Origin of the sequence: Bacillus sp. AFS018417, assembly GCF_002560985.1 — a bacterium.
Classification (GTDB): domain Bacteria; phylum Bacillota; class Bacilli; order Bacillales; family Bacillaceae_G; genus Bacillus_A; species Bacillus_A rhizoplanae.
In genome coordinates this window covers 59,884-85,672 of the sequence record NZ_NTTM01000024.1, presented here as the reverse complement: position 1 = coordinate 85,672, position 25,789 = coordinate 59,884, and the positions used below count along the sequence as shown (strand labels likewise).

General features: G+C 36.5%; 22 protein-coding genes. 3 read left to right on the top strand and 19 right to left on the bottom strand.

The annotated features are described in order from the left end of the window. Positions 1-122 precede the first annotated feature (122 nt). Positions 123-671 (top strand): TVP38/TMEM64 family protein, encoded by a 549-nt coding sequence (locus CN326_RS10790; protein ID WP_098309024.1) that lies wholly within the window; start codon positions 123-125, stop codon positions 669-671. A 49-nt stretch (positions 672-720) separates the two neighbouring features. On the opposite strand, the gene CN326_RS10785 is transcribed toward CN326_RS10790, so the two are convergent. From CN326_RS10785 to CN326_RS10780, 3 genes are all read right to left on the bottom strand, one after another. Continuing rightward, a complete protein-coding gene (locus tag CN326_RS10785) occupies positions 721-2,406 on the bottom strand; it encodes a M4 family metallopeptidase (RefSeq protein ID WP_098309023.1) in 1,686 nt (561 codons plus the stop codon). A gap of 507 nt (positions 2,407-2,913) precedes the next feature. Then, complete coding sequence (locus CN326_RS24180; RefSeq protein WP_141525025.1) at positions 2,914-3,042, bottom strand: NprX family peptide pheromone; 129 nt, start codon at positions 3,040-3,042, stop codon at positions 2,914-2,916. Positions 3,043-3,044: 2 nt separating this feature from the next. Beyond that, positions 3,045-4,316, bottom strand: a complete 1,272-nt coding sequence (locus CN326_RS10780; protein ID WP_098309022.1) for a helix-turn-helix domain-containing protein — start codon at positions 4,314-4,316, stop codon at positions 3,045-3,047. 190 nt (positions 4,317-4,506) lie between these two features. Here CN326_RS10780 and CN326_RS10775 point away from each other — a divergent pair, with 190 nt between their 5' ends. Then, on the top strand, positions 4,507-5,970 hold the full coding sequence (locus CN326_RS10775; protein ID WP_098309021.1) for a nicotinate phosphoribosyltransferase: 1,464 nt from the start codon (positions 4,507-4,509) through the stop codon (positions 5,968-5,970). A 52-nt stretch (positions 5,971-6,022) separates the two neighbouring features. Here the strand turns inward: CN326_RS10775 and CN326_RS10770 are convergent, their stop codons facing one another. Together CN326_RS10770 and CN326_RS10765 are read right to left on the bottom strand one after the other, a co-directional pair. Continuing rightward, positions 6,023-8,383: a heavy metal translocating P-type ATPase gene (locus tag CN326_RS10770; RefSeq protein ID WP_098309020.1), complete on the bottom strand. Its 2,361-nt coding sequence runs from the start codon at positions 8,381-8,383 to the stop codon at positions 6,023-6,025. 20 nt (positions 8,384-8,403) lie between these two features. Beyond that, positions 8,404-8,784: an ArsR/SmtB family transcription factor gene (locus CN326_RS10765; RefSeq protein ID WP_098309019.1), complete on the bottom strand. Its 381-nt coding sequence runs from the start codon at positions 8,782-8,784 to the stop codon at positions 8,404-8,406. A 147-nt stretch (positions 8,785-8,931) separates the two neighbouring features. On the opposite strand from CN326_RS10765, the gene CN326_RS10760 reads away from it, so the two are divergent. Continuing rightward, entirely contained in the window at positions 8,932-9,549 is a 618-nt protein-coding gene (locus tag CN326_RS10760; protein WP_098309018.1) for a class I SAM-dependent methyltransferase, read from the top strand. Positions 9,550-9,729: 180 nt separating this feature from the next. Here the strand turns inward: CN326_RS10760 and CN326_RS10755 are convergent, their stop codons facing one another. From CN326_RS10755 to CN326_RS10690, 14 genes are all read right to left on the bottom strand, one after another. Continuing rightward, on the bottom strand, positions 9,730-10,290 hold the full coding sequence (locus CN326_RS10755; RefSeq protein WP_098309017.1) for a class I SAM-dependent methyltransferase: 561 nt from the start codon (positions 10,288-10,290) through the stop codon (positions 9,730-9,732). A 113-nt stretch (positions 10,291-10,403) separates the two neighbouring features. Continuing rightward, on the bottom strand, positions 10,404-11,819 hold the full coding sequence (locus tag CN326_RS10750; RefSeq protein ID WP_098309016.1) for an amino acid permease: 1,416 nt from the start codon (positions 11,817-11,819) through the stop codon (positions 10,404-10,406). An 89-nt stretch (positions 11,820-11,908) separates the two neighbouring features. Continuing rightward, positions 11,909-13,042, bottom strand: a complete 1,134-nt coding sequence (gene ald / locus CN326_RS10745; RefSeq protein WP_098309015.1) for an alanine dehydrogenase — start codon at positions 13,040-13,042, stop codon at positions 11,909-11,911. A 771-nt stretch (positions 13,043-13,813) separates the two neighbouring features. Next, complete coding sequence (locus tag CN326_RS10740; RefSeq protein WP_098309014.1) at positions 13,814-14,914, bottom strand: ABC transporter ATP-binding protein; 1,101 nt, start codon at positions 14,912-14,914, stop codon at positions 13,814-13,816. A gap of 217 nt (positions 14,915-15,131) precedes the next feature. Then, the gene (locus CN326_RS10735; protein ID WP_098309013.1) at positions 15,132-15,839 is read right to left on the bottom strand and encodes an HAD family hydrolase; all 708 of its coding nucleotides are present in this window, start codon (positions 15,837-15,839) and stop codon (positions 15,132-15,134) included. Then, entirely contained in the window at positions 15,832-17,250 is a 1,419-nt protein-coding gene (locus CN326_RS10730; protein WP_483295642.1) for a CehA/McbA family metallohydrolase, read from the bottom strand. The genes CN326_RS10735 and CN326_RS10730 overlap by 8 nt, the downstream gene beginning before the upstream one ends. A 115-nt stretch (positions 17,251-17,365) precedes the next feature. Continuing rightward, a complete protein-coding gene (locus CN326_RS10725) occupies positions 17,366-18,727 on the bottom strand; it encodes an ABC transporter substrate-binding protein (RefSeq protein ID WP_098309011.1) in 1,362 nt (453 codons plus the stop codon). 25 nt (positions 18,728-18,752) lie between these two features. Further along, positions 18,753-19,580, bottom strand: a complete 828-nt coding sequence (locus CN326_RS10720; RefSeq protein WP_098309010.1) for a carbohydrate ABC transporter permease — start codon at positions 19,578-19,580, stop codon at positions 18,753-18,755. A gap of 1 nt (position 19,581) precedes the next feature. Beyond that, a complete protein-coding gene (locus CN326_RS10715) occupies positions 19,582-20,448 on the bottom strand; it encodes a carbohydrate ABC transporter permease (RefSeq protein WP_098309009.1) in 867 nt (288 codons plus the stop codon). Between the two features lie 171 nt (positions 20,449-20,619). Next, positions 20,620-21,408, bottom strand: coding sequence for a DeoR/GlpR family DNA-binding transcription regulator (locus CN326_RS10710; RefSeq protein ID WP_098309008.1), 789 nt, complete (start codon positions 21,406-21,408; stop codon positions 20,620-20,622). A gap of 483 nt (positions 21,409-21,891) precedes the next feature. After that, a complete protein-coding gene (locus tag CN326_RS10705; RefSeq protein ID WP_098309007.1) occupies positions 21,892-22,632 on the bottom strand; it encodes a sulfite exporter TauE/SafE family protein in 741 nt (246 codons plus the stop codon). 402 nt (positions 22,633-23,034) lie between these two features. Further along, positions 23,035-23,823: a 2-keto-4-pentenoate hydratase gene (locus CN326_RS10700; RefSeq protein ID WP_098309006.1), complete on the bottom strand. Its 789-nt coding sequence runs from the start codon at positions 23,821-23,823 to the stop codon at positions 23,035-23,037. Between the two features lie 2 nt (positions 23,824-23,825). Beyond that, positions 23,826-24,854: a 4-hydroxy-2-oxovalerate aldolase gene (gene dmpG / locus CN326_RS10695; RefSeq protein ID WP_098309005.1), complete on the bottom strand. Its 1,029-nt coding sequence runs from the start codon at positions 24,852-24,854 to the stop codon at positions 23,826-23,828. Between the two features lie 24 nt (positions 24,855-24,878). Beyond that, entirely contained in the window at positions 24,879-25,778 is a 900-nt protein-coding gene (locus tag CN326_RS10690; RefSeq protein ID WP_098309004.1) for an acetaldehyde dehydrogenase (acetylating), read from the bottom strand. Positions 25,779-25,789 lie beyond the last annotated feature (11 nt).

The window sequence follows — 25,789 nt, the reverse complement described above, 5'->3', positions numbered from 1 at the left end:
CCTTTCTCCCCTAACAATACCAATATAGAGCATATAAATAAGATTTTTTATTTAACTATTCTATTGTCTCCATATGAAAAATATGGTGTAATGCTTAAAAAGGTAAAGGAAATTTAATTCATATGGAAGAAACGATTCATTCTTTTCTCACAGCGCATCAAACAGTTGCAATCCCACTTAGCATTTTACTCAATATTCTTATTAGCTTAGCAGCCTTTATTCCTAGTATTTTTTTAACTGCTATTAATATCACACTATTTGGAGTAACAGAAGGAACACTCATATCCATTACCGGGGAAGCATTGGGAGCTATCATCTCTTTTTATTTATATCGTCTTGGTTTTCAAAAAACTGCTCAAAAAAATATAGATAAATACCCAAAAGTACAAAGACTTCTTTATGTACAAGGAAAAGAAGCTTTCTTTCTCATTTTATCATTTCGCCTCGTTCCCTTTATCCCTTCTGGCATTGTTACATTGTTTGCATCTCTTGGAACGATGTCCATTTTAACTTTTAGCGTCGCTAGTACACTTGGTAAAATACCGGCATTACTTATTGAAGTGTATTCCACCTATCACGTTATAAACGGAACAAATGAAGCAAAGTGGATTATTGCCATTGCTGGTTGCATCGGACTGTTTTATGTATGGAAAACATGGAAGAAACAATGAAAAAAAGGAGCATATGCTCCTTTTTTCATTTTATAAAGGGGAGTGGAACCTAGTTCACACCAACTGCATCATAAGACTGCTTCACAGCTGCCACTTCTGCAGAGCTTGCGCCGTATAAGTCAGCTGCTGCTTGTACTAAGGCAGCACGAGCTTGACTGAAAGTTGCAGATTGAGTTAAGTATACTGTATTTGCACGATAGTAGATTGCACCTACTTTATCTTTACCAATGCCATTTACCGTTACACCATAATGCGTACCGCCATTTGCTAATAAGTAAGCAGCTTTATTGACAATACTACTATTTGTATGAACGCCGCCATTATCACTCGTTCCTGTATAACGTTTAGAATAATGATCTGGGTCACCATACTTTGTTGGATCACTCATAGAACGAAGAGCATCCCCAGCCGTACCAGGTGTATAAATATCTTCCCCAATTTCCCAATCTGGATTACGATTATCATAGTATTCTACTAACGTTCCAAAAATATCAGAAATTGCCTCATTTAATGCACCAGATTCATTTTGATAAATAAGATTAGAACTTCTTTCTGTCACAGCATGTGTTAATTCATGTCCAATTACATCTAAACCACCAGATAATGGAGCGAATGTGTATCCATCTCCATCCCCATACACCATTTGTGATCCATTCCAGAAGGCATTGTTATAGCTTCTGCTATAGTGAACCGTAGATTTTAACGCTGCACCGGCATTGTCATAAGAATTGCGGTTAAACGTATTTTTATAGTAATCATACGTTACACCTGCATAATAATGAGCATCCACTGCTGCTGCATCATTACTAGCATTAAAGATATTATCTGCATCCGCCCATAACGTTCCTGGAAGAGTAGTACGATTATTCCCATTGTATGTGTAAATTGTTGCACCGCGTGTATTATCTTGTAAATAATAGCTAGATCCAGATAATGTTGTATTAATAGACTTTGTGTCACCTAGTACACCTTTACCTGTCCCTACTTTATTTGTTCCTGTTACAGGCCTAGTAGTAGATCCAACTGCAGGTTTAATTGGTGACTTATTTTCATTTGTTACATTATCAATTGTATTATATTTGTTTAAAACTTTACCGCTATCAGCTTCAATGAAATAATAATAGTTTCCTGGCTCTGGATCTAAGAAGTTTAATTTCACAACATATGCATATGTTGTTTCTTGACCATTTTGATATACATATAAATCCGCAGATGGCTCTACTTCATACTTTGGAGTGAACCCTAAGTCTTGTTGTGCAACTGCAATTGCTTTTTTTCCTTCAATTTTATTTTTGTTTTTCAATTTCTCTTTCTTGTCTAACTCAGGCGCAACTGTTCCTGATACAACTTTTAATGCACCATCTTTTCCAACATGAGCCACTTGGGTAGATCCCCATACTGGTACACCTTCATATACTTGTTGTAAACGGACAACTGTTGCATCGCCAACAGAGTCTTTTGTAACTTGTTGTACTTTAAAAGATTCTTCTGCACTTTTTGCGCCTAGTTTATAATCCTTTTTAGAAGCATTTAAATAATCAAATACAACAGATTCTGCCTTCTTTCCTGATGCACCAGTTAGATTGCCCGATACAAACTCAGGAGACTGTACTGTCTCATTGTATTTCTTTGTGGAAAGTACATTCTTTGATTCTGCAAAGGCAGAGCTTGTCCCCCCAAATGTTGTTACTGCCATTCCAGCTGCTAACACAAACGCTAAACTCTTTTTCTTCATATTCTCTTCCCCCTAGCAAAAGTTTTTTTAAAAGAGTAGCTTTATAGTAGCATTAAGTTTCCACTATTAAAATACTGAAAATTGAAATAATTTCTTTCTCAAGTTTTGTAGAATTTTGACGAGCAATTTTTGAAAAACTCCTTTCCATCAGGAAAGGGATTTTCTCTTCTACGCTATACTATTTAAGTACTCGTGTTGAGTGGATTCAAATACAATAAACAACTTATTATTTAGATATCTCCATGTTTTATTTCTCAAGTTTTGTGAAATTTGGGCGAACACTTTTTGAAAAAGTCTCTCTAAGACAGATAAATAATTATATACAAGATTACACTCACCAGTGCTCAAGTGAACATAAAAAAAGATGGCCTCGGTACAATACCGAAACCACCTTTTAAGTTCTTGATTTTCTAAAGATCTTTTTATCCCGCACTGATGGAAATTTTACTCTATTAAACTGTCCTTTTATAGAGGACAGTTCAAATAGATAGAAACTTTTTAATTGAATTATATATTTACAACTTCAGTTTCATTAGCTGCTTGTCCAAAAATATCTGGTTTTTGAGTATATTGTGTATCAACTAATACAACTAATGACACTACTGTTAAAATGATACCTATTACTACTTTTTTCATCCTTATCCCTCCCGTATCATTTCGAGCGCTTCAATTGCTAATTTATAATAATCATTACTTTCTTTAAACTGAAAAGAATTAGAGAAGTATTCAGCAAGCTCAATATATACTTTCTTTAATTCTTTTATACTTCCTGCACTTTTAAAAAAAGGTATCGCTTCTGTTTCTAAGAATACTTTATATACACTTGGTTCTGTAAAATACTTATAACGAAGCATAAGGAGTAAGTACAACTTCGTATTACACCTTTCATCTTTCTTAGCAGAAATTATTGCCTTATCAATCCACTCTTTTGTTTCTTCTAATTGTTCAAGGTGAATACATTGAATAGCCATCTCATATAACGTATCGACGTAGTTCACATCTTCTTCTTTTTGATATTGTAAACTTTCTACATAATATTTTTTAGCTTCTTCATACTTTTTCTTTCTATAATATATATTACCAATGTTACCTAATACGATTGACATCAATACATCTTTTCCTGAAAAAGAATCCGCTTCACGCAGTATACTTTCATAAATTTTTAATGCTTCATCATACTGCCCTTTTTCAACGTAGCTTAACGCAACGACAATTTGACAATTAATCACATTTCGGAACTTATATTCATTTCGAAATCCTTCCATAGCAATATTAGCAAAATGAAGTGCCATATGTGGAATTTCTAAATGACTATATGCAAGTGCTAAATTATAATAAATTCCGGTTTCATAATAATTTTGTTCTTTTGCCATTAGTTCTGTCTGAACTAAAAACTGTAATCCCTCTTGCCACTTATGTTGTAGGCAATAGCATAAAGCCTGACTATACTTATATAACAGTTGCTGAAATGGGGAGTATTTTTTATAAACTTTCTTAAGTTTCTCCAACTCTTCTTTAAGAGCTGGTATATTTCTCTTCATAATTAAATACCGTGCATATAACAATTTATAGTAATTCACAATTTCAAAATCTACAATTTGCTTCATTTCACTTTCTAGTTCTCTATATAAATTTTCAATTCTATGCTTATCTAAGTGAACTAGGGCCCTTAACCACTCCTCCAACTTCTCTTTCACTTCCGCTTCAATATCTCTTAAATCCGAAACCGCAATCTCTAATCTTGCGCATAACAACTGCAATATTTCCTCAGAAGCTTCAATTCGCCCATTTTCAATTTTACTTAAATATGAGACGGAACAAATGCCTTGACAAAGCTCTTCTTGTGTCATTTTTTGTTGGAGTCGCTTGTAAAAAATTTGCTTACCCATTTTTTCTAAATTTTGCCGCATACGTCCCTCCTCCATTCTACTTTATACCCTATTACCTTAATAATACATAAAATTAAACGAAAGATAAATTGATAAATAAAAATATTCTGAATGATTTTTTTATTTATTTTCACTTTATAACATTTATGGTATTTAGCAAAAAAATAAAAAAAGAGGTATACTATAACCAATATATGGAGGTGTTTACGTTATGACGCATTATAAAGACGATAGTTACGCCTTACACACAGACTTATATCAAATTAATATGGCTTATACATATTGGAAAGATAATATTCATAACCGCCGTGCAGTATTTGATTTATACTTTCGCAAGCTACCTTTTGAAAACGGTTATGCTATTTTTGCAGGGCTTGAAAAGATTATAGAGTATGTGGAGAGCTTTGGGTTTACAGATAGTGATATTGCCTATCTAAAGGAACTTCAATTTGAGGAAGATTTTTTACACTACTTACAAAATATGAAGTTTAGCGGATCCATTCGCAGCATGCAGGAAGGCGAAGTTGTCTTTCATAATGAACCGCTTTTACGTATAGAAGCACCACTTGGAGAAGCACAAATTATTGAAACGGCCCTCTTAAATATTGTGAACTACCAAACATTAATCGCAACAAAAGCTGCACGGATGAAGCATGCAGCTGGTGATGATGAACTCCTTGAATTCGGAACCCGCCGCGCTCATGAGTTTGATGCGGCACTTTGGGGAACACGGGCAGCATTCATCGGTGGTTTTTCTTCAACAAGTAATGTTCGGGCAGGAAAACGTTTTGGTATCCCTGTTGCCGGCACACATGCTCATTCTTTTGTACAAGCGTATCGTGATGAATATGTAGCATTCAAGAAATATGCAGAAACACATAAAAAATGCGTTTTTCTCGTTGATACGTATGACACATTAAAATCTGGTGTACCAAATGCCATCCGCGTAGCAAAGGAATTCGAGGACCGCATTGATTTTTATGGCATCCGTCTTGATAGCGGAGATATGGCATACTTATCAAAAGAAGCACGCAAAATGCTAGATAATGCTGGTTTTACGAATACAAAAATTATCGCTTCAAGCGACTTAGATGAATACACCATCTTACATTTAAAATCACAAGGGGCAAAAATTGACGTATGGGGTGTTGGAACAAAATTAATTACATCATTTGAACAACCAGCATTAGGCGCCGTTTATAAACTAGTTTGTATTGAAGACGAAAATGGCGTACTAAACGACACGATTAAAATTTCTTCCAACCCTGAAAAAATTACAACACCAGGATTAAAGCGTCTCTATCGTATTATCAATCGTACCAATCATCATGCAGAAGGTGATTATATTGCATTAGAGACAGAAGAACCACAGCAAGAAGAGCGCTTAAAAATGTTCCACCCTGTTCATACGTATATTAGTAAGTTTGTCACGAACTTTGAAGCAAAAGAACTGCATCATGATATTTTCGTAAACGGACAGCGCACATACGAATTGCCAGACATACTTGATATTCAACGCCACACACAACACAGTCTAGCATCCTTGTGGGAAGAATATAAACGGACACTGAATCCGGAAGAATATCCAGTCGATTTAAGTCAAGCGTGCTGGGACCATAAAATGAACTATATCCAAACAGTGCGAGAACAAATTGCAAATTCTACAAAAAAATAAGGAGAGAAGCATCTCGCTTCTCTCCTTTTGCTTTTATAAATTGAAACTTCTATTAGGCTTTTACTCGTAATACACGCATCGCATTTAATACCGCTAGCAAAGTGACACCAACATCTGAGAAGACTGCTTCCCACATTGTCGCAATGCCAAATGCCCCTAATAAAAGAACAACAGCTTTTATCCCTAAAGCAAAAATGATATTTTGCCATACGATACTGCGCGTACGTTTCGCAATTTGAATAGCTGTTGCAATCTTCGAAGGTTCATCTGTCATAATTACAATGTCAGCTGCTTCAATTGCTGCATCTGATCCTAAACCACCCATTGCAATACCGACATCTGCTCTTGCTAATACTGGTGTATCGTTAATGCCATCCCCAACGAATGCTATTTTTTCTTTCGGATGTTTTGTCGCATCAATTTTTTCAATTTCTTCTACTTTTTGCTGTGGCAACAGTTCTGCATGTACTTCATCAACACCAAGTTGTTTTCCAACTGCTTCTCCGACTAATTTTGCATCGCCAGTTAACATAGCGGTTCTTTTCACACCAATTTGTTTTAATAATTGAATGGCTTGCTTAGCATCCTCTTTGATTTCATCAGAAATGACAATGTATCCGGCATACACACCATCTACGGCTACGTGTACGAGTGTTCCAACAGTTTGCGGTTGCTGGAATGTAATATTTTCTTTACTCATTAACTTTGCATTTCCAGCAAAAATTTCTTTTCCACTAACTTTCACAACTGTACCATGACCAGAAATTTCATTATACTCCTCGATCATATGCTCGTTCACTGCTTTTCCATATGCAGTTCGAATTGACTGTGCGATTGGATGATTCGAATATACTTCTGCAAATGCTGCATACTCTAACAATTCTTCTTTCGTCACAAATTCGCTTGGCTGCATATTTGTTACTTTAAATACACCTTTTGTTAACGTACCTGTTTTATCAAATACGATATGTTTTACATCATTTAATGCTTCTAAATAATTACTGCCCTTTATTAAAATTCCGTTCTTAGATGCTGCGCCAATACCACCGAAGAAACCAAGTGGAATAGAAACAACCAATGCACAAGGACAAGAAATAACAAGAAAGACTAATGCTCTATAAATCCAATCTGAGAACGTTGCCCCCTCTATAATAAGTGGTGGAACGAAGGCTAATGCTGCAGCTGTAATTACGACAGCCGGTGTATAGTAACGAGCAAACTTCGTAATAAAGTTTTCTGTTGGCGCCTTACGACTACTTGCATTTTGCACCAAATCAAGAATTTTTGAAACAGTAGATTCACCGTATTCTTTCGTCACTTCAATTATTAATACACCATTTTGGTTAACAAAACCACTTAATACGTCGCTGCCAACTTCTACTTCACGCGGTACAGATTCTCCTGTTAACGCTGATGTATCTACCATCGATGCCCCTTCTATTACTTTACCGTCTAATGGCACTTTTTCACCTGGTTTGACGATAATGAAGTCACCGATTTGTACATCCTCTGGTGATACTTGTTTCGTTTCATTCCCTAGCTTTAAGTTTGCATAGTCGGGTCTAATATCCATTAATGAACTAATAGATTTACGTGAACGATTCACTGCCATACTTTGGAACAGTTCGCCTACTTGATAAAAGAGCATAACCGCGACCGCTTCTGAATAGTTTTGAGTCCCAAAAGCACCAAGTGTTGCAATTGCCATTAAGAAATTTTCATCAAACACTTGCCCGCGTACAATATTCTTTGCAGCACGTAAAACTATATCGCCGCCTATAATAATATAAGCAATCACGAAAAGTGGAATTGTGATGATTTGCGGTAATGAAACTAGTGCAGCAATAGCAGTTAAAATCGCCCCAATCGATAACCGCCAAATCATTTTTTTCGTATTCGCTTCTCCGTGATCATGACTATGATTATGTTCTGTTTTCTCTTTCTCACGCACTACGTTTACTTCTGGTTCTAATTTCTGTACGACTTCTTTTATGTTCGCAATAGTTGTCTCTAATTCTTGTTTGTTTGCTACTTCTACTCTTAATTTTTTAGAAACAAAATCAACAGATGCGGATGTAACTGCAGGCATTTCGCCTACTTTTGTTTCTATTTTCATCGCGCAGTTTGCACAATCCAAACCTTCTAGTATAAATGTTTCTTTTGCAGTTCTCGTTTTTTGTTCTTCTTTCACATGAATATGCGGTTCTAATTTATTTACAAGTTGCTTTGCTTCCATTACAACATGTTCTTCTTTTTGTTTCGCTGTTTCTACCGTCATTGTTTTCGTTACAAAGTTAACAGAACAAGAAGATATCCCTTCTAAATCTCCAACACCTTTTTCAATTTTCATCGCGCAGTTCGCACAATCCAAGCCTTCTAACACAAGTTTTCGTTTTACCAATGCTTCCCCCATATGTCTCCCTCCTTGTGTCTCTATTGCTTTTCTTCGTTTACATGCTCAAATGCCTGTTCGAAAATGCGAATGACATGATCGTCAGCAAGTGAATAGTACACTACTTTTCCTTCTTTACGATTTTTCACAAGCTTTGCTTGCTTTAATACACGTAACTGATGAGAAATAGACGATTGCGTCATTCCGAGTAAATATGCTAAATCACATACGCACAGTTCTGCTTCAAATAAAGCATGTAAAATACGTGTGCGTGTACGATCTCCTAATACTTTAAATAACTCTGCTACTTGACTTAAGCTATCATCTTTTGGAATTGTTTGTTGTACTTGTTCTACAATTTCTTGATGAATGACATTTTGTAAACACGTTTCTTCGGTTGTTTCTACTTTTTGTTCAGTCACAATAGCTCACCTCTTTATTTGAACATATGAACAATCATTCATATATGTTATGCTTTTATTATATGAATGATCGCTCATATGTGTCAATAATTTCCGTTTTTATTTTTTGAACATTGTGTGTAAAAGTAAAAAATTGGAGGGAATGTCATGAAAAATAAGCAAAATCAAAAAATTTATAAAATATTATCTAGCTTTTATGATTTGTTCATGCAAAACCGTTTCTTTATCGAAGCAAGAAAACGAGCACTTTCGCTTATACCTTTTACAGAAAATCAGAAAATATTATTAGTTGGAGTTGGTACAGGACAAGATATTCCTCTTCTTCCGAAAGATACCCTCATCACTGGAATTGACCTCTCAGAACATATGCTAAAGCAAGCCAAAAGAAAGTATCCTTATTCTCATGTTACATATCAACAAATGAATGCCGAAGAGCTTACATTTCCAAATAATTCATTTGATGTCGTTATTTTAAATCTCATTTTAAGCGTTGTAGAACATCCTAATGCCGCGCTTTCAGAAGCGCTGCGCGTAATGAAAGAAGAAGGGACTATTGTAATCTTGGATAAATTTCTTTCTGAAGAAAAACAACTACATACACCACGGAAATTAATGAACTTTATTACCGAGCGACTCGGAACAAACATTAATCGTAAGTTGAGTAATATTATAGGAACGTTGCCACTCACCATCCAATACGAAGAGTCATCTATTTTTCATGGTAATTACCGCATTGTGCTTTTAAAATATGAAAAAAAGAACTGAATGAGCTTTGCTCACCAGTTCTTTTTTCTTTTATCCCGCATTAACGGGCAGTAGGACCCCCCACCTCAAGATGCAGAGAACAGCAAAGAAGATAGGTGGGAGATAACTGCCCGTAAAAGCCCGATTGGTTCAACTAACCACCCGTGGGGGATGGAGCTCCCCACTGATGGAAGTTTCACTTTATTCAGGCTTAACTGCATCCACAATCAATGAGACAAAGCCAAGTTTCCCATCTTGGTTGCGATGATCGAAGCGTTTCGACCGATAAATAAAACCTTCTTTTTCATTCCAGTCGTTATAATGAAATTCCCCTTTTTCATCACAATACTCTAGTAAGTTCACCTCAAAACCAGCTTCTTCAAACATCGAAGCCATCGTTTTATAGTTATGAACAATTTTATGACTTGCAGCTGGATGATCTAGTGGTCCAGGTCCCCCAACTTGTACCCCAGCTTGATAATCTTCATCTGGAAAAAACGCATCTGGTACTGCACAGCGAATATAGCCGCCTGGTTGTAAAAATTCATAACAAACTTTTGCAGCTTCTATTCCCTCTTCATATGTTAAATGCTCCCACACATGCTCTGCCAAGATTGCTGCTATAGAGTTTGGAGCAAACTTTTTCGTCCAATCTGCACTTTTTAATAAATTTAGTTCAGCTTCTTGTGTATGCAACCAGCCTGGGTTATTGTTATATCCTTCTGCTCCAACTACAACTTTTAATTCTTCTTTTACAGCCATTATTTCTCCCCCTTTTCTATCTTTCAACATACAAATTTCTACAAGATTTTCCAATTCCCTTTTTACGCATAAAAAAGCCTTGTACGCTCCCCAACGCACAAGGCTTTTTCCCTTTAATTTGCTTGTTTTAAATGCTCTTGCGAACTTTCATCTTCTTTTAAATGGCTATGTTTCTTAGAATACACGAAGTATACAATAACCCCTAACGCAAGCCACGCACCGAAGTATAACCATGTTGTCAGCGGTAAGTTAACCATTAAGAATAAACAACATGCAATCGAAATGATTGGTAGTGCTGGCACAAGCGGCACCATAAAGCCACGTTGTAACTTTGGATGTGTTTTACGAAGGATCAGTACAGAAACAGCTACCATTGCAAATGTTAGTAATGCTCCAATATTCGCTAAGTTTGACAATTCTTTTAAATCGACAAATCCGGCAATTAAAGCACTTACGATACCTGTTAACCATGTTGAAAATACCGGCGCTTCTGTTTTCTTGTTAATTTTTGCAAATGATTTCGGAAGTAAACCGTCACGGCTCATCGCAAAGAATACACGTGTTGTTGCAAAAATGTAAGCAAAAATTACGGCCATGATACCAATTACTGCACCAATTGAAATAACACCTGCTACTTTATCCTGTCCAACAACTTCTAATACATAAGACATCGCTTCTGGTACATTTAATTCTTTGTATGACACCATTCCTGTCATAACAAGACAAACTGCAACATAAATAACTGTACAAACAGCAAGTGATGCAATAATACCAATCGGTAAATCACGCTGTGGATTTTTTACTTCTTCAGCTGAAGTTGCTAACGCATCAAATCCTAAGAAAGCAAAGAATACTGCGGCTGCTCCGGCAAAAACCCCACTTACGCCATACGGTGCAAATGGTATCCAGTTTGTTGGTTTTACATAGAACACACCAACTACAATAAACAATACAACAATACTAATTTTAATTAATACCATTGCATTATTTACACGTTTACTTTCTTTCGTACCACGAGATAGTAACCATGTTAATACTAACGTAATTATAACCGCTGGAAGGTTTACAATTCCACCTTGAGCTGGAATCGTTAATAATTGTTTCGGAATTTCTAATCCCAATCCACTCACTAAATTATTAAAGTAACCAGTCCAACCACCAGCTACCGCTGCTGTTGTTAGAACATATACTGACAATAATGTCCATCCCATTAAATGAGCAACAAATTCTCCAATTGTTGCATATGAATACGTATATACACTTCCTGATACAGGTAATGCTGTAGCAACCTCTGCATAACATAATGCCGCAAAGCCGCAAACAATTGCTGCAATCATAAATGAGAAAATAACAGCTGGACCAGCATCTCTTGCTGCTACTATTCCAGTTAATACAAGAACGCCTGTACCGATAATCGCTCCAATTCCTAACATTGTTAAATCAAATGCCCCTAATGATTTTGTCAAAGTCTTACTTTGACTTTGATCTAACAATTTTGTCACAGATTTCTTTTTGAATAAGTTGGCCACGATTCTTGCCCCCTTCTAGATAAGAAGAGCTAAGAGGCACTTCTCTTAGCTCTTATCCTGATGTATGAAAATATTGTTCGATATTTAAATTAGCAAGATACTGCTTCTGTTTCTAACAATTCTTTTGCTGCTTTATATTCTACACCGTGAGCTTCTGCAACCGCTTCGAATGTTACATAGCCATCTAACGCGTTAAGACCTTTTAATAATGCAGTGTTTTCTAGACAAGCTTTTTTGTAGCCTTTGTTTGCGATTTGTACTGCATATGGTACTGTAACGTTTGTTAATGCAAGTGTAGATGTACGTGGAACCGCACCAGGCATGTTTGCAACTGCATAGTGAACTACGCCGTGTTTTTCATAAGTTGGGTTGTCATGTGTTGTAATGCGGTCAGTTGTTTCAAAAATACCGCCTTGATCGATTGCGATATCAACAACAACAGAACCTGGCTCCATAGACTTGATCATTTCTTCTGTTACAAGTTTTGGTGCTTTTGCTCCTGGAATTAATACTGCACCGATTACAAGATCAGACTCTTTTACAGCTTGTGCAATATTGTAAGGATTAGACATTAAAGTTGCCACTTGGTTGCCGAAAATATCATCTAATTGACGAAGACGCTCTGCGCTTAAGTCGATAATTGTTACTTCAGCACCTAGACCAACAGCGATTTTCGCTGCATTTGTACCAGCTTGTCCACCACCGATAATTGTTACTTTACCGCGTTTTACCCCTGGAACACCTGCAAGTAAAATACCTTTTCCGCCTTTATTTTTCTCAAGGAATTGTGCACCAAGTTGTGCAGCCATACGACCTGCTACTTCACTCATAGGTGCTAGTAATGGTAAAGAACGGTTTTCTAATTGAACTGTTTCGTAAGCGATTGCTACTACTTTATTTTCAATTAATGCTTTTGTTAATTCTGGTTCTGGAGCTAAGTGTAAGTAAGTGAATAACACTAAACCTTCACGGAAATATTTGTATTCGCTCGCAATTGGTTCTTTAACTTTCATTACCATTTCCATAGCCCAAGCTTCTTCAGCTGTTTCTACGATTTTTGCTCCTGCTTCTACATATTGCTCATCAGTAAAACCTGATCCTAATCCTGCACCCTTTTCAATGAATACTTCGTGATTGTTACGAATTAAATGTACAACACCAGCTGGTGTCATAGCTACACGGTTTTCGTTGTTTTTAATTTCTGTTGGTACCCCAATACGCATAATAAAATGCCCCCTTATAATTAACAGAAAAAAGGAATTCTTTTTTCTTTTTATAATAATTAATAACTTATGAATTTATTCTAGCATAACTTTTCAAGTATGAAAACGCTAACATATTCAAATTATAAAAGTTTTTATATTTTGAATAGTGAGAATATAAAAAACTATATTTATTTCAAAAGAATGTATACTCTCACTCTCTTTTCTACAATTCTATTTTTATTATTTTTAGAAAATGTTTTAAAACAGATGAATATTGTACAAACATTGAAAGATAAAGTTGGATTATATAGGTAAAATTCCACAAATGATTTCTGTAAATTCTTGTTTAACATCTTTACAAAACCTTTGATAATATACATATTGATTTATTAATATAATTTTTGAAGTTAAATCAAATACTATGTTCATTAAATTTAATTGAACGAAACCACTTATAAAACAGAGCATTATCCTTGTATCTTTTTACATCAATCCGTGTTTTTAAACGAACACCAAATATAGCTAAGTTAAATCATACATAAATTTCTACACAATTTCGAATAATTTTTTCTTACACCAATTCATCTGCACCTTCAGAAATAATGTAAGCTGCAACCAAATTCGGGTAACTGACTTGAGGATGAATACTCCCCCACTGATGGAAGTTTCACTTTATTAAAAATGAAAAAAATTACTCAACAACAAAGGCCTATCCCTGTTTGGGATAAGCCTGATAGAATTTATAAATATGATACTGTCGAATTGTTGATGACTTGTTCGTTGGACAATTTATAAAACAATTCGTTTTTCAGTTTCAGAATCAAAATAATGAACTTTTTCCATATTCAAAGCTAGATCCATCTCAGATTGACTATGCACATCAACTGAGGAGTTAACACGCGCGACAAAGGATTGACCATTGATATTAGAATAAAGATATGTTTCTGATCCCATTAATTCTGATACATCAATCGTTACCGTTATCTTTGTATCATGAGGTAAATCTACAAGTGTTTTTCCGTAATAAAAATCTTCTGGACGTATACCGATGATAATTTCTTTATTCACATACCCTTTGTTTCGTAAACTTTTCATCTTCTCTTCTGGGACTTCAATTTTCCATTTATCAATCATAACAGCATTTTCTGTTAATGTTCCTTTGAAAAAGTTCATTCCAGGAGAGCCGATAAAGCCTCCGACAAATACATTCTCTGGTTTTTCATAAACTTCTTTAGGGGTACCCACTTGTTGGATGATACCGTCCTTTAGCACAACTAAGCGTGTCGCCATTGTCATCGCTTCTATTTGATCATGTGTAACATACACAGTTGTTGTTTGCAGCTGTTGGTGTAACTTTGTAATCTCAGCACGCATTTGAACGCGCAGCTTCGCATCTAAGTTCGATAATGGCTCGTCCATTAAGAAAACTTTTGCATTTCGAACAATCGCTCGACCTAATGCAACACGCTGACGTTGTCCACCTGAAAGTGCTTTTGGCTTTCGGTCTAAATATTGCTCCAGTCCGAGGATTTGTGCTGCATGTTTCACACGTTGGTCAATTTCCTCTTTACTATATTTTCGCAGCTTTAAGCCGAACGCCATGTTATCATAAACTGTCATATGTGGATAAAGAGCGTAGTTTTGAAAAACCATTGCGATATCTCGATCTTTCGGTGTAACATCATTTACACGCTCTCCATCAATATAAAAATCTCCCTCTGAAATCTCCTCAAGTCCTGCAATCATACGTAATGTCGTCGATTTCCCACATCCTGAAGGTCCAACCAAAACGATAAATTCTCCATCATTCACTTCTAGATTAAAATCTTTTACGATTGTCATATCATTATCATATTTCTTATAAATATTTTTGAATGATAGCTGAGCCATAATTGCCTCCTATAATTTTAGCTATTTTTAAAGATACTGTTATTGACAATATTGACCACACATTGTTTTATCCCGCATTAACGGGCAGTAAGACCCCCACCTCAAGATTGAGAGAAGCGAAGAAGATAGGTGGGGGATAACTGCCCATAAAAGCCCGATTGGTTCAACTAACCATCAGTGGGGGATGAAGAAAACCCCCACTGATGGAAGTTTCACTTTATAAAATTTTAGAAATGTCCTTCATACTGTCTAAAATATAATCCGCTTCGCCTTCCAAATCTTCCTTACTGCTCGCACCCGATAAGACGCCCACTACTTTAATATTGCTATTTCTTGCAAATTTAATGTCTGTTAGTGTATCGCCTACCATTAAAATATTTTCTTCATTCAATGAAAATTTCTCTTTGAACATATAATAGAAATCACTGTCAGGCTTTGGTTTATTAACACCATCATCTGCACCTAAAAAGTCTACATAATCATATAATCCCGTCATTTTAAGTGAATGAATAGCTGCATCAACGTCGTCTGCTGTAACAACGCCTATTACATATTCATGATCTTTTAAATATTTTAATGTTTCTTTTGCACCTTTCACTTCTGTAAATACGAGATCATCTGCTGTAGAGTGTTTTTTGAATAATACACATGCCTCATGAATAAAGCTCTCTTTATCCACATTTTGATTTTCTAATAATGAAAACCATGCAGCCGCAATAAAGTAATTTGTTTGACAAGCTAGTAAACTCGTACTCTCAAAATCGTCATCACTCATACCAATAATCTTTAGGAATTCATTTCGTTTACTTTTTTCATTTGGATACATTTGAAATATATCATCTAGCACACGATGAACAACTTTGTACCAGACAGAATCTAGCTGTATAAGTGTTCCATCTTTATCAAAAATAATTCCTTTATTCACCCTCTGGTCCTCCTAAAACTTCATACCATGTTTTAATATCCTGACGCTTAACGTTATTATGAATAGGATTTATAAACGCTACTAATTCATCATCTTCCCAACCTTCAACTCTAGCATATGCTCCTTCATTTAAAGAAAAGTCAAAGGTTACTTGGCTACCAAATTCTTTTTCAATTATTTGGCCATTCACAATCAATCTCCACTCGTACGGTTTATCTGTATGAATGTTGTAGCGAATATTTCCTTGAGCCTCATCGCCGACATAAATGGTTTTACCTTCATTTTGAATAGCTATCTCTAATTTTCTAAATCGAGAAAAGTAAATTCTGCCTTTTGAGATAGCATCCTTTAAGTTTTTAATCGATAAGCCATTACATAATACATACGTTCCTGGGTCACCATAAATCGACGGGTCTTTAGATCCTGGGAATGTTTTAGATGGATGTAAATGAGAATCACTTCCGCCAATCCCCCAGATTTTAAGACCACTTAACCACATTTGATCGAAGAATTTTAAAGCTTCTAAAGTAGATGGTTTGCTTTTGCTATAAGTTGGATCACACATGATTTCCATTGTATGAATATTTTCTAGATTAATATCAATTTGGTTCGTCCAAGGTTTCATAAATGCATGATTCACACTAATTAAATAGCCTTTTTCTTTTATGAAAGAAAATAGTTCATCCATGCTTGTAGCGTTAAGGGATTCATCTAAATACTCTGTGAAGTTAACGTATTCTTTCATCCCGAACACATTGTAATGACCGTAAGGAGTTGTCAGTTCCATCGATGGTATTATCAATGTGCTTCCTTTTTGATAAGATGGCATAACAATATTGTGTTCCGTCGCATATAAAAAATCTAACTCTTGTTTTTCACATACGCTCATTGCCAGCTCGTCATCCATCTCGCCATCTGTTAAATCTGTGTGGACATGAAAATCTCCTTTGTACCAACGATGCTCTTCATTCATTACCTTTTCAAAATTGTATTCATCAATAAAGACATTTTCCTTGCAAAAATGCTCTCGATTATATTCTCGTTCTAACTCGTCATTCACTAATATATTTACCTTATAGTCCATGTTTCTTCCGGTAAACTTTAGTGCTTTATCTGCACAATGAGGGGTATATACTACTTCTAATTCCCAATTACCAGACGGTATTTCCTCTCCAACGCAACCAGCTGAACAAAACTTTGGATCTTTTGCAACAACCAGTTTTTCGTCAACAATTGGCGTTTGATACTGTATACGTACATACCCATTAGGGTCTCTCAAGATTAGTAAAAGCGGAATTTTTCGGCCGATCCCTTGATCGATAGTTAATGTAAAGTTGACAATGTCAGTTGAATCCATTTGGAAACAATGTTTATTTTTTACGAATGGAGAAAGAGTCATGGCACCTTTCATTTCAATCATGATTTCCACACCTTTTTTCTATTTTTACTTACCAAAATATAGAGGAGAGGTACCTCTTTGGTTCAAAAGCACCTCTCGTTCCTTTACAAAATAATACATGAAAACTTTATTTCTTCTTTTTCACAACTTTATCTAATTCTTCCTGCGCAACTTTAGCCGCTTCATCTAATGCTTGTTTTGCAGGGATTCCTTCAATTTCTACTTTATCCTTAGCTACATTTAATGCGTCATTGATTTTACCACCTGTTGGATCCACAAATGGCGCAACTCCATATTTATTAGCTTGCTCTACTGGAACTAATGCTTGTGGTTGTTTTTTAACAAATTCAGCATAAGGAGCATAATCTGTTACATGGTTACGAACAGGGATATAGCCTGTTGCCATTGACCATTCAGCCGTTTTCTCAGTGCTTGTAGCAAATTTCATAAAGTCATATGCACCTTTTGCTACTTCTGGATCAATATTTCTCGTTAATGTGAATAAATAACTTTCTAATTTTGGCGCTGGTTTATTATTACCCCAAGCTGGTTGTGGTACTGCTCCAAATGTGTCAAGGCGTTCTTGCTCAGTCATTCCTTTACCTAACGATTTAAAAACAAATCCTTGGTCACCAGATGAGCCTGTATATCCTAACGTTCTACCTTCAACTAAATCAATGATTGTTTTATCCCAATATTCCCATCCAGTTCCACCTGAATTAATTTTCATAATTTTATCGTCATGAAGCCATGTACGGAATTTTTCCCATACTGTAACCCAAGTGTCATCGTTGATTAATACTTTTGTTCCATCTTCACTTAAAACATTTCCGCCAGCACTGTGAACCGCGTCAATTAAGTTTGACGTACCCCACATTGGCATCCAACCTGCGTATGTGACATTTCCACTTGCGTCACGTTTTGCTACTTTTTTCGCTACTTTTTCTACACCTTCCCACGTCTTTAAATCGTCAGGTGTAAAGCCATTTTCCGCTAACACTTTTTTATTGTAATAAAAAATTTGAGTTGTACCGTAAAAAGGAATTCCGTATAATTTCCCATCAATTGTTGCTTGATTCATAAAACCTTTTCCGTAATCGTCTTTGTTAAATTGCTTATCATCTTTAGCATATTGATCTAGAGGTACAATTAACTTTTTCTTCGCATATTCTTGAATGACGTCTGAACCTAACAATGCAATTGCCTCTTGGTTATTCGCTGCAAATCCACTTTGAAGCTTTTGATAAGACTCATCGTAGTTACCTGCTTTTGTTGTTTTCACTACATACTTGTCTTGACTTTTATTGTATTCCTCGACAATCTTATCTACTTGATCTGCAAGTGAACCACCTACGCCATTAATAAACGGAACAACAATCTTATCCCCTTCTTTAGTTACTTTGACAGTATTTCCTTTTCCACCTGAACAGCCTGCAAGTGCACCAACAAATAATGACAAAATCGTTAAAAGCATTAATAATTTTCTCATCCCGAATGTCTCCTTTAATGTTTAGTTAGCCTTTTATTCCTGAATCAGTAACGCCTGAGAGGAACCATTTTTGTAAAACTAAAAATACGATTAAGAGCGGCACTGTAGCGATTGTACTTGCAACCATAATGTGCGACCAATCTCGGCCTAAGGAACTATTAATGAAATAATCAGCAATTCCGTTAGTAATTAATTTTTTGTTGCCATCATTCAATATAAGAGCTGGCCAAATATAATTATTGTAATTCCCAATAAATGTAACCAAACCTAGTGTTACAAATGATGATTTCGTCATTGGAAAAATAATCTTCCAAAGAATACGCCAATCACTTGCTCCATCAATTTTGGCTGCTTCTACTGTTTCATAACCAACCTTGTGGAATGACTGTTTTAAATAGAAAATACCGAATACACTAACAGCCATAGTGATAATGTATCCAAAATGCGAATTAAGTAAGCCCATTTTTCCTAACATCACATATACCGGAACATACGATACAGCTCCAGGAATCATGTACGTTGCCATGACAACACTAAATGTCAAGTTCTTCCCTTTGAACTTATAAAATGCCAACATATAAGCAAAGAGTGCAGACGAAACAAGTACATATATAGTAATAAGGAACGAAGTATAAAAACTATTAAATATATACGTGTTAAATGGAAGAATGTCTAATACTTGACGATAATTTTCCCAGTGGAATTCCTTAGGCCAAAAACCTCCTTGTAATACTTCACTGGATGTTTTAAACGAACCAAGTACCATCCATATGAATGGAAAGACAAACAAGATACTTGATAAAGCCAAAAAGATATGCTTTAGAATTAATGGTGTCTTTTTCTTATCATTCATCTTAATAGTTCACCCACTTGTCACCTATTATCTTGTTTATAACGGATAGTAGGATTGTAATGATTAATATAATAAATGCGATTGCCGTTGCAGATCCCATATCGAACTGTTCAAACGCTTGTTGGAAGAATAAATAAAGTAACGTTCGTGTCGAACCACTCGGTCCACCTTGTGTTAAAATTTTAATTTGATCATAAGCCTGCACCGAAGTAATGATATTGACAACAACTAAGAAGAAAGTTGTTGGTGAAACCATCGGTAGTGTTACATTTCGAAATTTCTGCCATGAATTTGCTCCATCAATACTAGCAGCTTCATACAAGCTATCTGGTACTTTCTCTAGTGCACCGATATAGAAAAGCATCGTCCATCCAACTAGTTTCCATACCGTTACAATAATGACCGCTAGCATTGCTGTATCACTACTCTTCAGCCAGTCCAAACCCGGTATCCCGAAAAATTCTAGCACCTTATTGATAGCTCCATATTGAGGTTCATATAGAAGTGACCATACAATGGATACAGCTACCGTTGGTGTTACCCAAGGCGAAAAAATCATTAATTGATAAATTGCAGAGCCTCTGAACTTCTTTCGGAAGAACAATGCGAAACCTAAACCTAATACAATCGTTGGAACGACTGTCCCAATTCCAAAATAAAGAGTATTTAACAATGCCTGTATAAAAGAATCCTGTGTAAACAAATTAATATAGTTATCTAAACCAACAAAATTAAAGTCACTAGTCATGAAATCCCAGTCTGTAAAACTAATACCTAAACTAAATAAATTCGGAATAATCCAAAACAATATTAGAGGTATTCCAACCGGTAATAAAAAGAACACAGCTTTTGATAATTTTATTTGCATTCTTGCACCTCCTAATTCATATTGTACGGGCACATTATTAATACAATGTTGTTATTATGTTAACGAATTGTAAAATCAACATAATAACAAAACAAAACAATGCATTTACAAAAAAATATAACAAAAAAGACTATTTCTCATTAAGAAATAGTCTACTTTAAGATGTTGTTTCTATACCGTTATTACTTCAATCCCTTTACTTAATAGAGCGTTTTGCCATCTTTCATCGAGTTTAGCATTTGTATACAGCGCATCGATATCCTCAAAATTTCCGCTTTTATAAAACTTTGTTAAATTAAACTTTGACTCATCTATCATCATCACAACTTGTTTTGCATTTTTCTTTAATTGCTGAAAAATCTGCGCATCCTCAATATACGAACACGTCAGTTCCTGCTCTAAAGAAATTCCATCACATGAAGCAAATAATTTATTAACAGTAAATTGGTTAAGATAGTTTAACGTCATTTCTCCAGACAATGCTAATGAATTTGAGTTTAATATTCCACCAAAGACTATTAATTTACAATCAAATGAATCATACTGTTCTTTAAGCTCAATAATCTTATTGACAGCTGGTATCGAGTTTGTTAGGATTGTCAAATTCTTTTTATCATGTATAAAATCCAAAATTTGCATCGTAGTCGTTCCAATTTCAATTGCAATAATATCGTTGTCTTCTACCACTTTACTTGCTTCCATAGCAATTTTTCGTTTTTCTTCAATATTCTCAGATCGACGTTTGTCAAAATAAAATTCAATGGTATGATCTTTTTTCTTAACTGCACCACCATGTATTTTCGTAAGTTTACCTTCCTTATGCATCATATCTAAATCTCTTCGAATTGTTTCTGTGGTAACATTTAACACTTTGGCTAAATCATTTACCATCACTCGATTGTATTTTTCTAACTCATCAAGTATGTATTTTCTTCGCTCAAATTGTGTATAAGATTTCATCCAATTAACACCTCTTTGTATTACAAAAATATACATATTTCTAAAAATGCTTATAAAGACTAGAATGATACCTTTAGAATGGCACTATCTATAATAGTATTTAAAAAATCATCTTTCTTCAGTGCATCTTACTCATTTACTTAAAGTATAGTGTAACTAGTAGTAACTAGCCAATACTTTCGTTTAAAACATTTCAAAAGGCAAATCACATAGTTTGAAAGGAATGTTTCATTATACATGGTACAGATAGTCACGATGTAACATATCTTCCTCCAAATTCACAAACTATGAACATCTTCTCCTTCTAAATAGGCAACTGCAGGTAAAATCCGTTTTTTATCTTTCACAATCAAATATTGAGAATTTATGATAGATTTATTCCTTAATTGAAAATGTTTTCGGATGTGGCGAGCCATTCTAGGAATCGTCGTCATGCCTCTTATACTAGATTGGATTGGCCTTCTCATCTATTTGGCATCAGTACTAAATTAACAAGAGGAAGCCAGCTAGTGCGGGTGTTGTGACCATTGCCACTTTCAAGAATAATTTTGGTGCGAAGTTTGTCAATTTTGCTCCTCCGTAGGCTCCAAGCATAGTTCCTACTAAAACTTGAAACAATAAGATAAAATCCAAATACCCTTCCGTGCTGTACCCGATTCCCCCGCCTATTGCGATTGGAACAATCACTAGCATTGTAGTTCCTATTGATTGACGAATCGATAGACCCAGCAGCGTGTATAAACCAATTTGAATAAAAGGAGCAGAACCAATTCCAACCGTCCCGGATACTGTTCCAAAAATCCCCCCTAATACGGCCGCTCTTCCCAACAAAAAAGAAGGGCTTTTCTCTGGATTCTCCTTCTTGTTCTTCATCATGAATAAACGAACCAAAAGCAAGAAGGACGATAGGAATAACATCCCTGCCGTCAACCACGGTAAAATGTAAATTGGAAAGATAAAAGCGATTTTGGAGCCCATAAAAGAGCCTAAAGCTCCAAATCCTCCTGTGATGAAACTGATCTTGCATACAACATTTCCTTCCCTAAAATGGCTATAAGCACCTGACAAACTAGTAAAAATCATGGCCACAAGAGAGGTCCCCAATGCTTTATAGATGGGTACCTTAAAAACTAACGTTAAAATGGCTATAATGAAGCCAGCCCCGCCCGCACCGACAAATCCAAGCAGTGCCCCTAGTACAAACATCGTTAAGATAATAGCCAACTAACATCCCCCGTTCCACCTCAAATGTTTTTCATTATGCGCCCCTTCATGCTCAGAAGCTTCTATATTAAGATTTCCTTATCCTGTTTTTTCTTTATATCAAACAACTCATTGACAGCTCGTCCGTTTCCTTGCTTTGCTAAATATTTCGTGGAACAGAAGTCACCCCACTCAATTCATGACTTTATAATTATAAAATTACGACCGTAAATCTCTATATATCCTAAATGAATTTTCAACATGAAGTTGAATTTCATCCATCGCCAGCTTTCTCGAAAGCCGGCGATGGACGAAATTCATATCAAACTCATAAATTGTTTTTATATAATATAACAAATGGTTGGTGCTTAGCGGAAAATACTAAGCACCAACCATTTTTATACAAAATTAAACTTTGTCGTCCTATTTGCAAGTAAATGAAACGCTCCCTAGTTCTGCAAATTGGGCAAAAATTGAATCACCCGGTTGGAAGGAGATAGCTTCCGATATAGCGCCACTTAGCACGATATCACCTTTCTTTAAGCCCTTTCCGATTTCTCCAAGCTTATTAACTGCCCAGGCAACAGAGGTAGCAGGATGACCTAAAACAGCAGCACTCGCTCCTACCGTAGCCACTTCTCCATTTTTAGACATAACCATTCCCAAATTAGCCAAGTCCAGCCCAGCAGGTGACAGCCACTTGTTTCCTACTATAAAGCGGGACGAAGAACAATTATCGGCAATAACATCTGCAAGAGTAAATTTAAAATTTAAATACCTGCTATCAATGATTTCAATCGCCGGCGCCACATATTGGGTTACGCGCAAAACATCTGCTGCTGTAATGTTAGTTCCCTGAAGATCTTCATTGATGAAGAAGGCAATTTCGGGTTCTGCCTTTGGATGGATGAGTTGATTGAAATCAATAGGTTCCCATTCCAAAGCTAGCATATCATCCGTCAAATATCCGTAAATGGCCTCGTGAACGCCCATCATCTGCTGCTTAGCTTTACTTGTAAGCCCAAGTTTCAATCCAATTCGCCTTGCACCCTCTTGTTCTTTTCTTTGAATCAGTTTTTCCTGTAACACATACGCTTCCTCAAAAGTCAAATTCGGGTATTTATCCGTGATTTTTACGACTTCCCGGCGTTCCTTTTCCGCTGACAAAAGATAATCAACAATTTCCATATCTGCTCCTTGCACAATTGTCATTTTTACACCTCCACTTTTTGGGCTCTCGCCAATTCGGCTGCCACATCAAGGATCATGTCTTCTTGACCCCCAACCACGTTTCTCTTTCCAAGTTCAATTAGGATATCCCTTGGATCAAGGCCAAACCGCTTGCTCGCCCGTTCCGCGTGAAGGAGGAAGCTGGAGTAAACACCGGCATACCCCAGAACCAAACTTCCTTTATTAATCTCCTGTGGCCGAGGAAGCAAAGGTCCCACAATATTCTCAGCAGCATCCATCATTTTGTAAAGATCCATTCCTACATCGATTCCCATTCGATCCAATACAGCTAATAAGACTTCCGTCTGTGTATTTCCCGCACCCGCTCCTAAACAGCGAATACTGCCATCAATTCGCGTTGCACCCTCTTCAATGGCCACAAGGGTATTGGCAACGGCAACAGATAAATTATTGTGTCCGTGAAAACCAATCTCAATGTCTAGGGAATTACGAAGGGCGCTGATTCGTTCACGAACTTGATCAGGCAAAAGAGCACCGGCCGAATCGGTCACATACACTGCTTGAGCACCATAACTTTCCATCAGTTTGGCTTGTTCCACTAACTTCTCTACAGGAGCCATATGAGCCATCATAAGAAATCCTAATGTTTCCATTCCCAACTCACGTGCCTTACCAATATGCTGAGCTGATACATCTGCTTCTGTTACATGCGTCGCAACTCTAACCAACCCTGCTCCGAGTTCCCTTGCCTGCTTCAGATCATGAACAGTACCGATTCCCGGCAGCAACAGGACCGCAACCTTCGCCTGCTTACACTCTTCTACAGCAGCTTCAATCAATTTCATTTCATCAACAAGAGAACGGCCGTATTGAAGTGTCGAACCTCCTAATCCATCACCATGACTAACCTCAATATAGTGCATGCCTGCATCATCCAGTGCACGAGTAACTTTACGAACCTGTTCCTCCGTATATTGATGTGCCATGACATGGCTTCCGTCGCGTAAACATACTTCCGTAATTTTTATAGGTTTATCGCTTTTACGATTCATCGGTGATCACCTCTTCCTTTCTGACTATTCTTCACTTGCAGCAATTCCAACGGTTTTCTTATTCAAAATATTGCGTGCAAAATCCTCGGCTACGCGTGTCGCTGCAGCAGTCATAATATCCAAATTCCCCGCATATTTCGGGAAGTAGTCCCCTGCTCCTTCTACCTCAAGGAAAACCGTCACTCGACCTTCATCAAATAAAGGTTCCTGTTTGAGTCGATACCCCGGCACATACTGCTGCACAGTCTCCACCATGTCATAAATAGACTTGCGAATCGCTTCTTTATCCATATTCTTTACTTCACAGTAGACTGTGTCGCGCATGAGAATTGGAGGCTCTGCCGGGTTTAGGATGATGATTGCCTTTCCTCGATCGGCACCTCCCACTTCTTCAATTCCTCGGCGTGTCGTAATCGTAAACTCATCAATATTAGCACGCGTTCCCGGTCCCGCGCTTTTGCTTGAAATGGTAGCGACAATTTCAGCATATGATACATCAGCTACACGATTAACAGCGTGTACAATTGGAATTGTCGCCTGTCCACCGCATGTAATCATATTGACATTCTCGGCATGCAGACTGGTACCCAAATTGACAGCTGGACTCACAAATGGTCCTCTGGCAGCAGGAGTAAGATCAATTGCAAGTTTCCCCAATTCTTTAAGGATTTTCGCATGTCTGACATGGGTCTTGGCTGATGTCGCATCAAACACAATATGTGCCAAATCAGGATTATCCACTAAGCCTTGAATTCCGTTCACTAACACGTGGTAACCTCGATCTTTTGCTCGTTTCAATCCATCGGATTCAGGATCGATACCAATCATGGTGGTCAATTCGATTACTTCACTTCTTTCGAGCTTATACATAAGGTCCGTACCGATATTGCCCGAACCGATAATAGCCGCTTTAATTTTACTCACAATAACAACCT

Excerpts from the sequence above, each read along its gene's own strand:
- CN326_RS10790 (WP_098309024.1), top strand. The coding sequence starts at position 123 with ATGGAAGAAACGATTCATTCTTTTCTCACAGCGCATCAAACAGTTGCA.
- CN326_RS10785 (WP_098309023.1), bottom strand. The coding sequence starts at position 2,406 with ATGAAGAAAAAGAGTTTAGCGTTTGTGTTAGCAGCTGGAATGGCAGTA.
- CN326_RS24180 (WP_141525025.1), bottom strand. The coding sequence starts at position 3,042 with ATGAAAAAAGTAGTAATAGGTATCATTTTAACAGTAGTGTCATTAGTT.
- CN326_RS10780 (WP_098309022.1), bottom strand. The coding sequence starts at position 4,316 with ATGCGGCAAAATTTAGAAAAAATGGGTAAGCAAATTTTTTACAAGCGA.
- CN326_RS10775 (WP_098309021.1), top strand. The coding sequence starts at position 4,507 with ATGACGCATTATAAAGACGATAGTTACGCCTTACACACAGACTTATAT.
- CN326_RS10770 (WP_098309020.1), bottom strand. The coding sequence starts at position 8,383 with ATGGGGGAAGCATTGGTAAAACGAAAACTTGTGTTAGAAGGCTTGGAT.
- CN326_RS10760 (WP_098309018.1), top strand. The coding sequence starts at position 8,932 with ATGAAAAATAAGCAAAATCAAAAAATTTATAAAATATTATCTAGCTTT.
- CN326_RS10755 (WP_098309017.1), bottom strand. The coding sequence starts at position 10,290 with ATGGCTGTAAAAGAAGAATTAAAAGTTGTAGTTGGAGCAGAAGGATAT.
- ald (WP_098309015.1), bottom strand. The coding sequence starts at position 13,042 with ATGCGTATTGGGGTACCAACAGAAATTAAAAACAACGAAAACCGTGTA.
- CN326_RS10740 (WP_098309014.1), bottom strand. The coding sequence starts at position 14,914 with ATGGCTCAGCTATCATTCAAAAATATTTATAAGAAATATGATAATGAT.
- CN326_RS10730 (WP_483295642.1), bottom strand. The coding sequence starts at position 17,250 with ATGAAAGGTGCCATGACTCTTTCTCCATTCGTAAAAAATAAACATTGT.
- CN326_RS10725 (WP_098309011.1), bottom strand. The coding sequence starts at position 18,727 with ATGAGAAAATTATTAATGCTTTTAACGATTTTGTCATTATTTGTTGGT.
- CN326_RS10720 (WP_098309010.1), bottom strand. The coding sequence starts at position 19,580 with ATGAATGATAAGAAAAAGACACCATTAATTCTAAAGCATATCTTTTTG.
- CN326_RS10715 (WP_098309009.1), bottom strand. The coding sequence starts at position 20,448 with ATGCAAATAAAATTATCAAAAGCTGTGTTCTTTTTATTACCGGTTGGA.
- CN326_RS10710 (WP_098309008.1), bottom strand. The coding sequence starts at position 21,408 with ATGAAATCTTATACACAATTTGAGCGAAGAAAATACATACTTGATGAG.
- CN326_RS10700 (WP_098309006.1), bottom strand. The coding sequence starts at position 23,823 with ATGACAATTGTGCAAGGAGCAGATATGGAAATTGTTGATTATCTTTTG.
- dmpG (WP_098309005.1), bottom strand. The coding sequence starts at position 24,854 with ATGAATCGTAAAAGCGATAAACCTATAAAAATTACGGAAGTATGTTTA.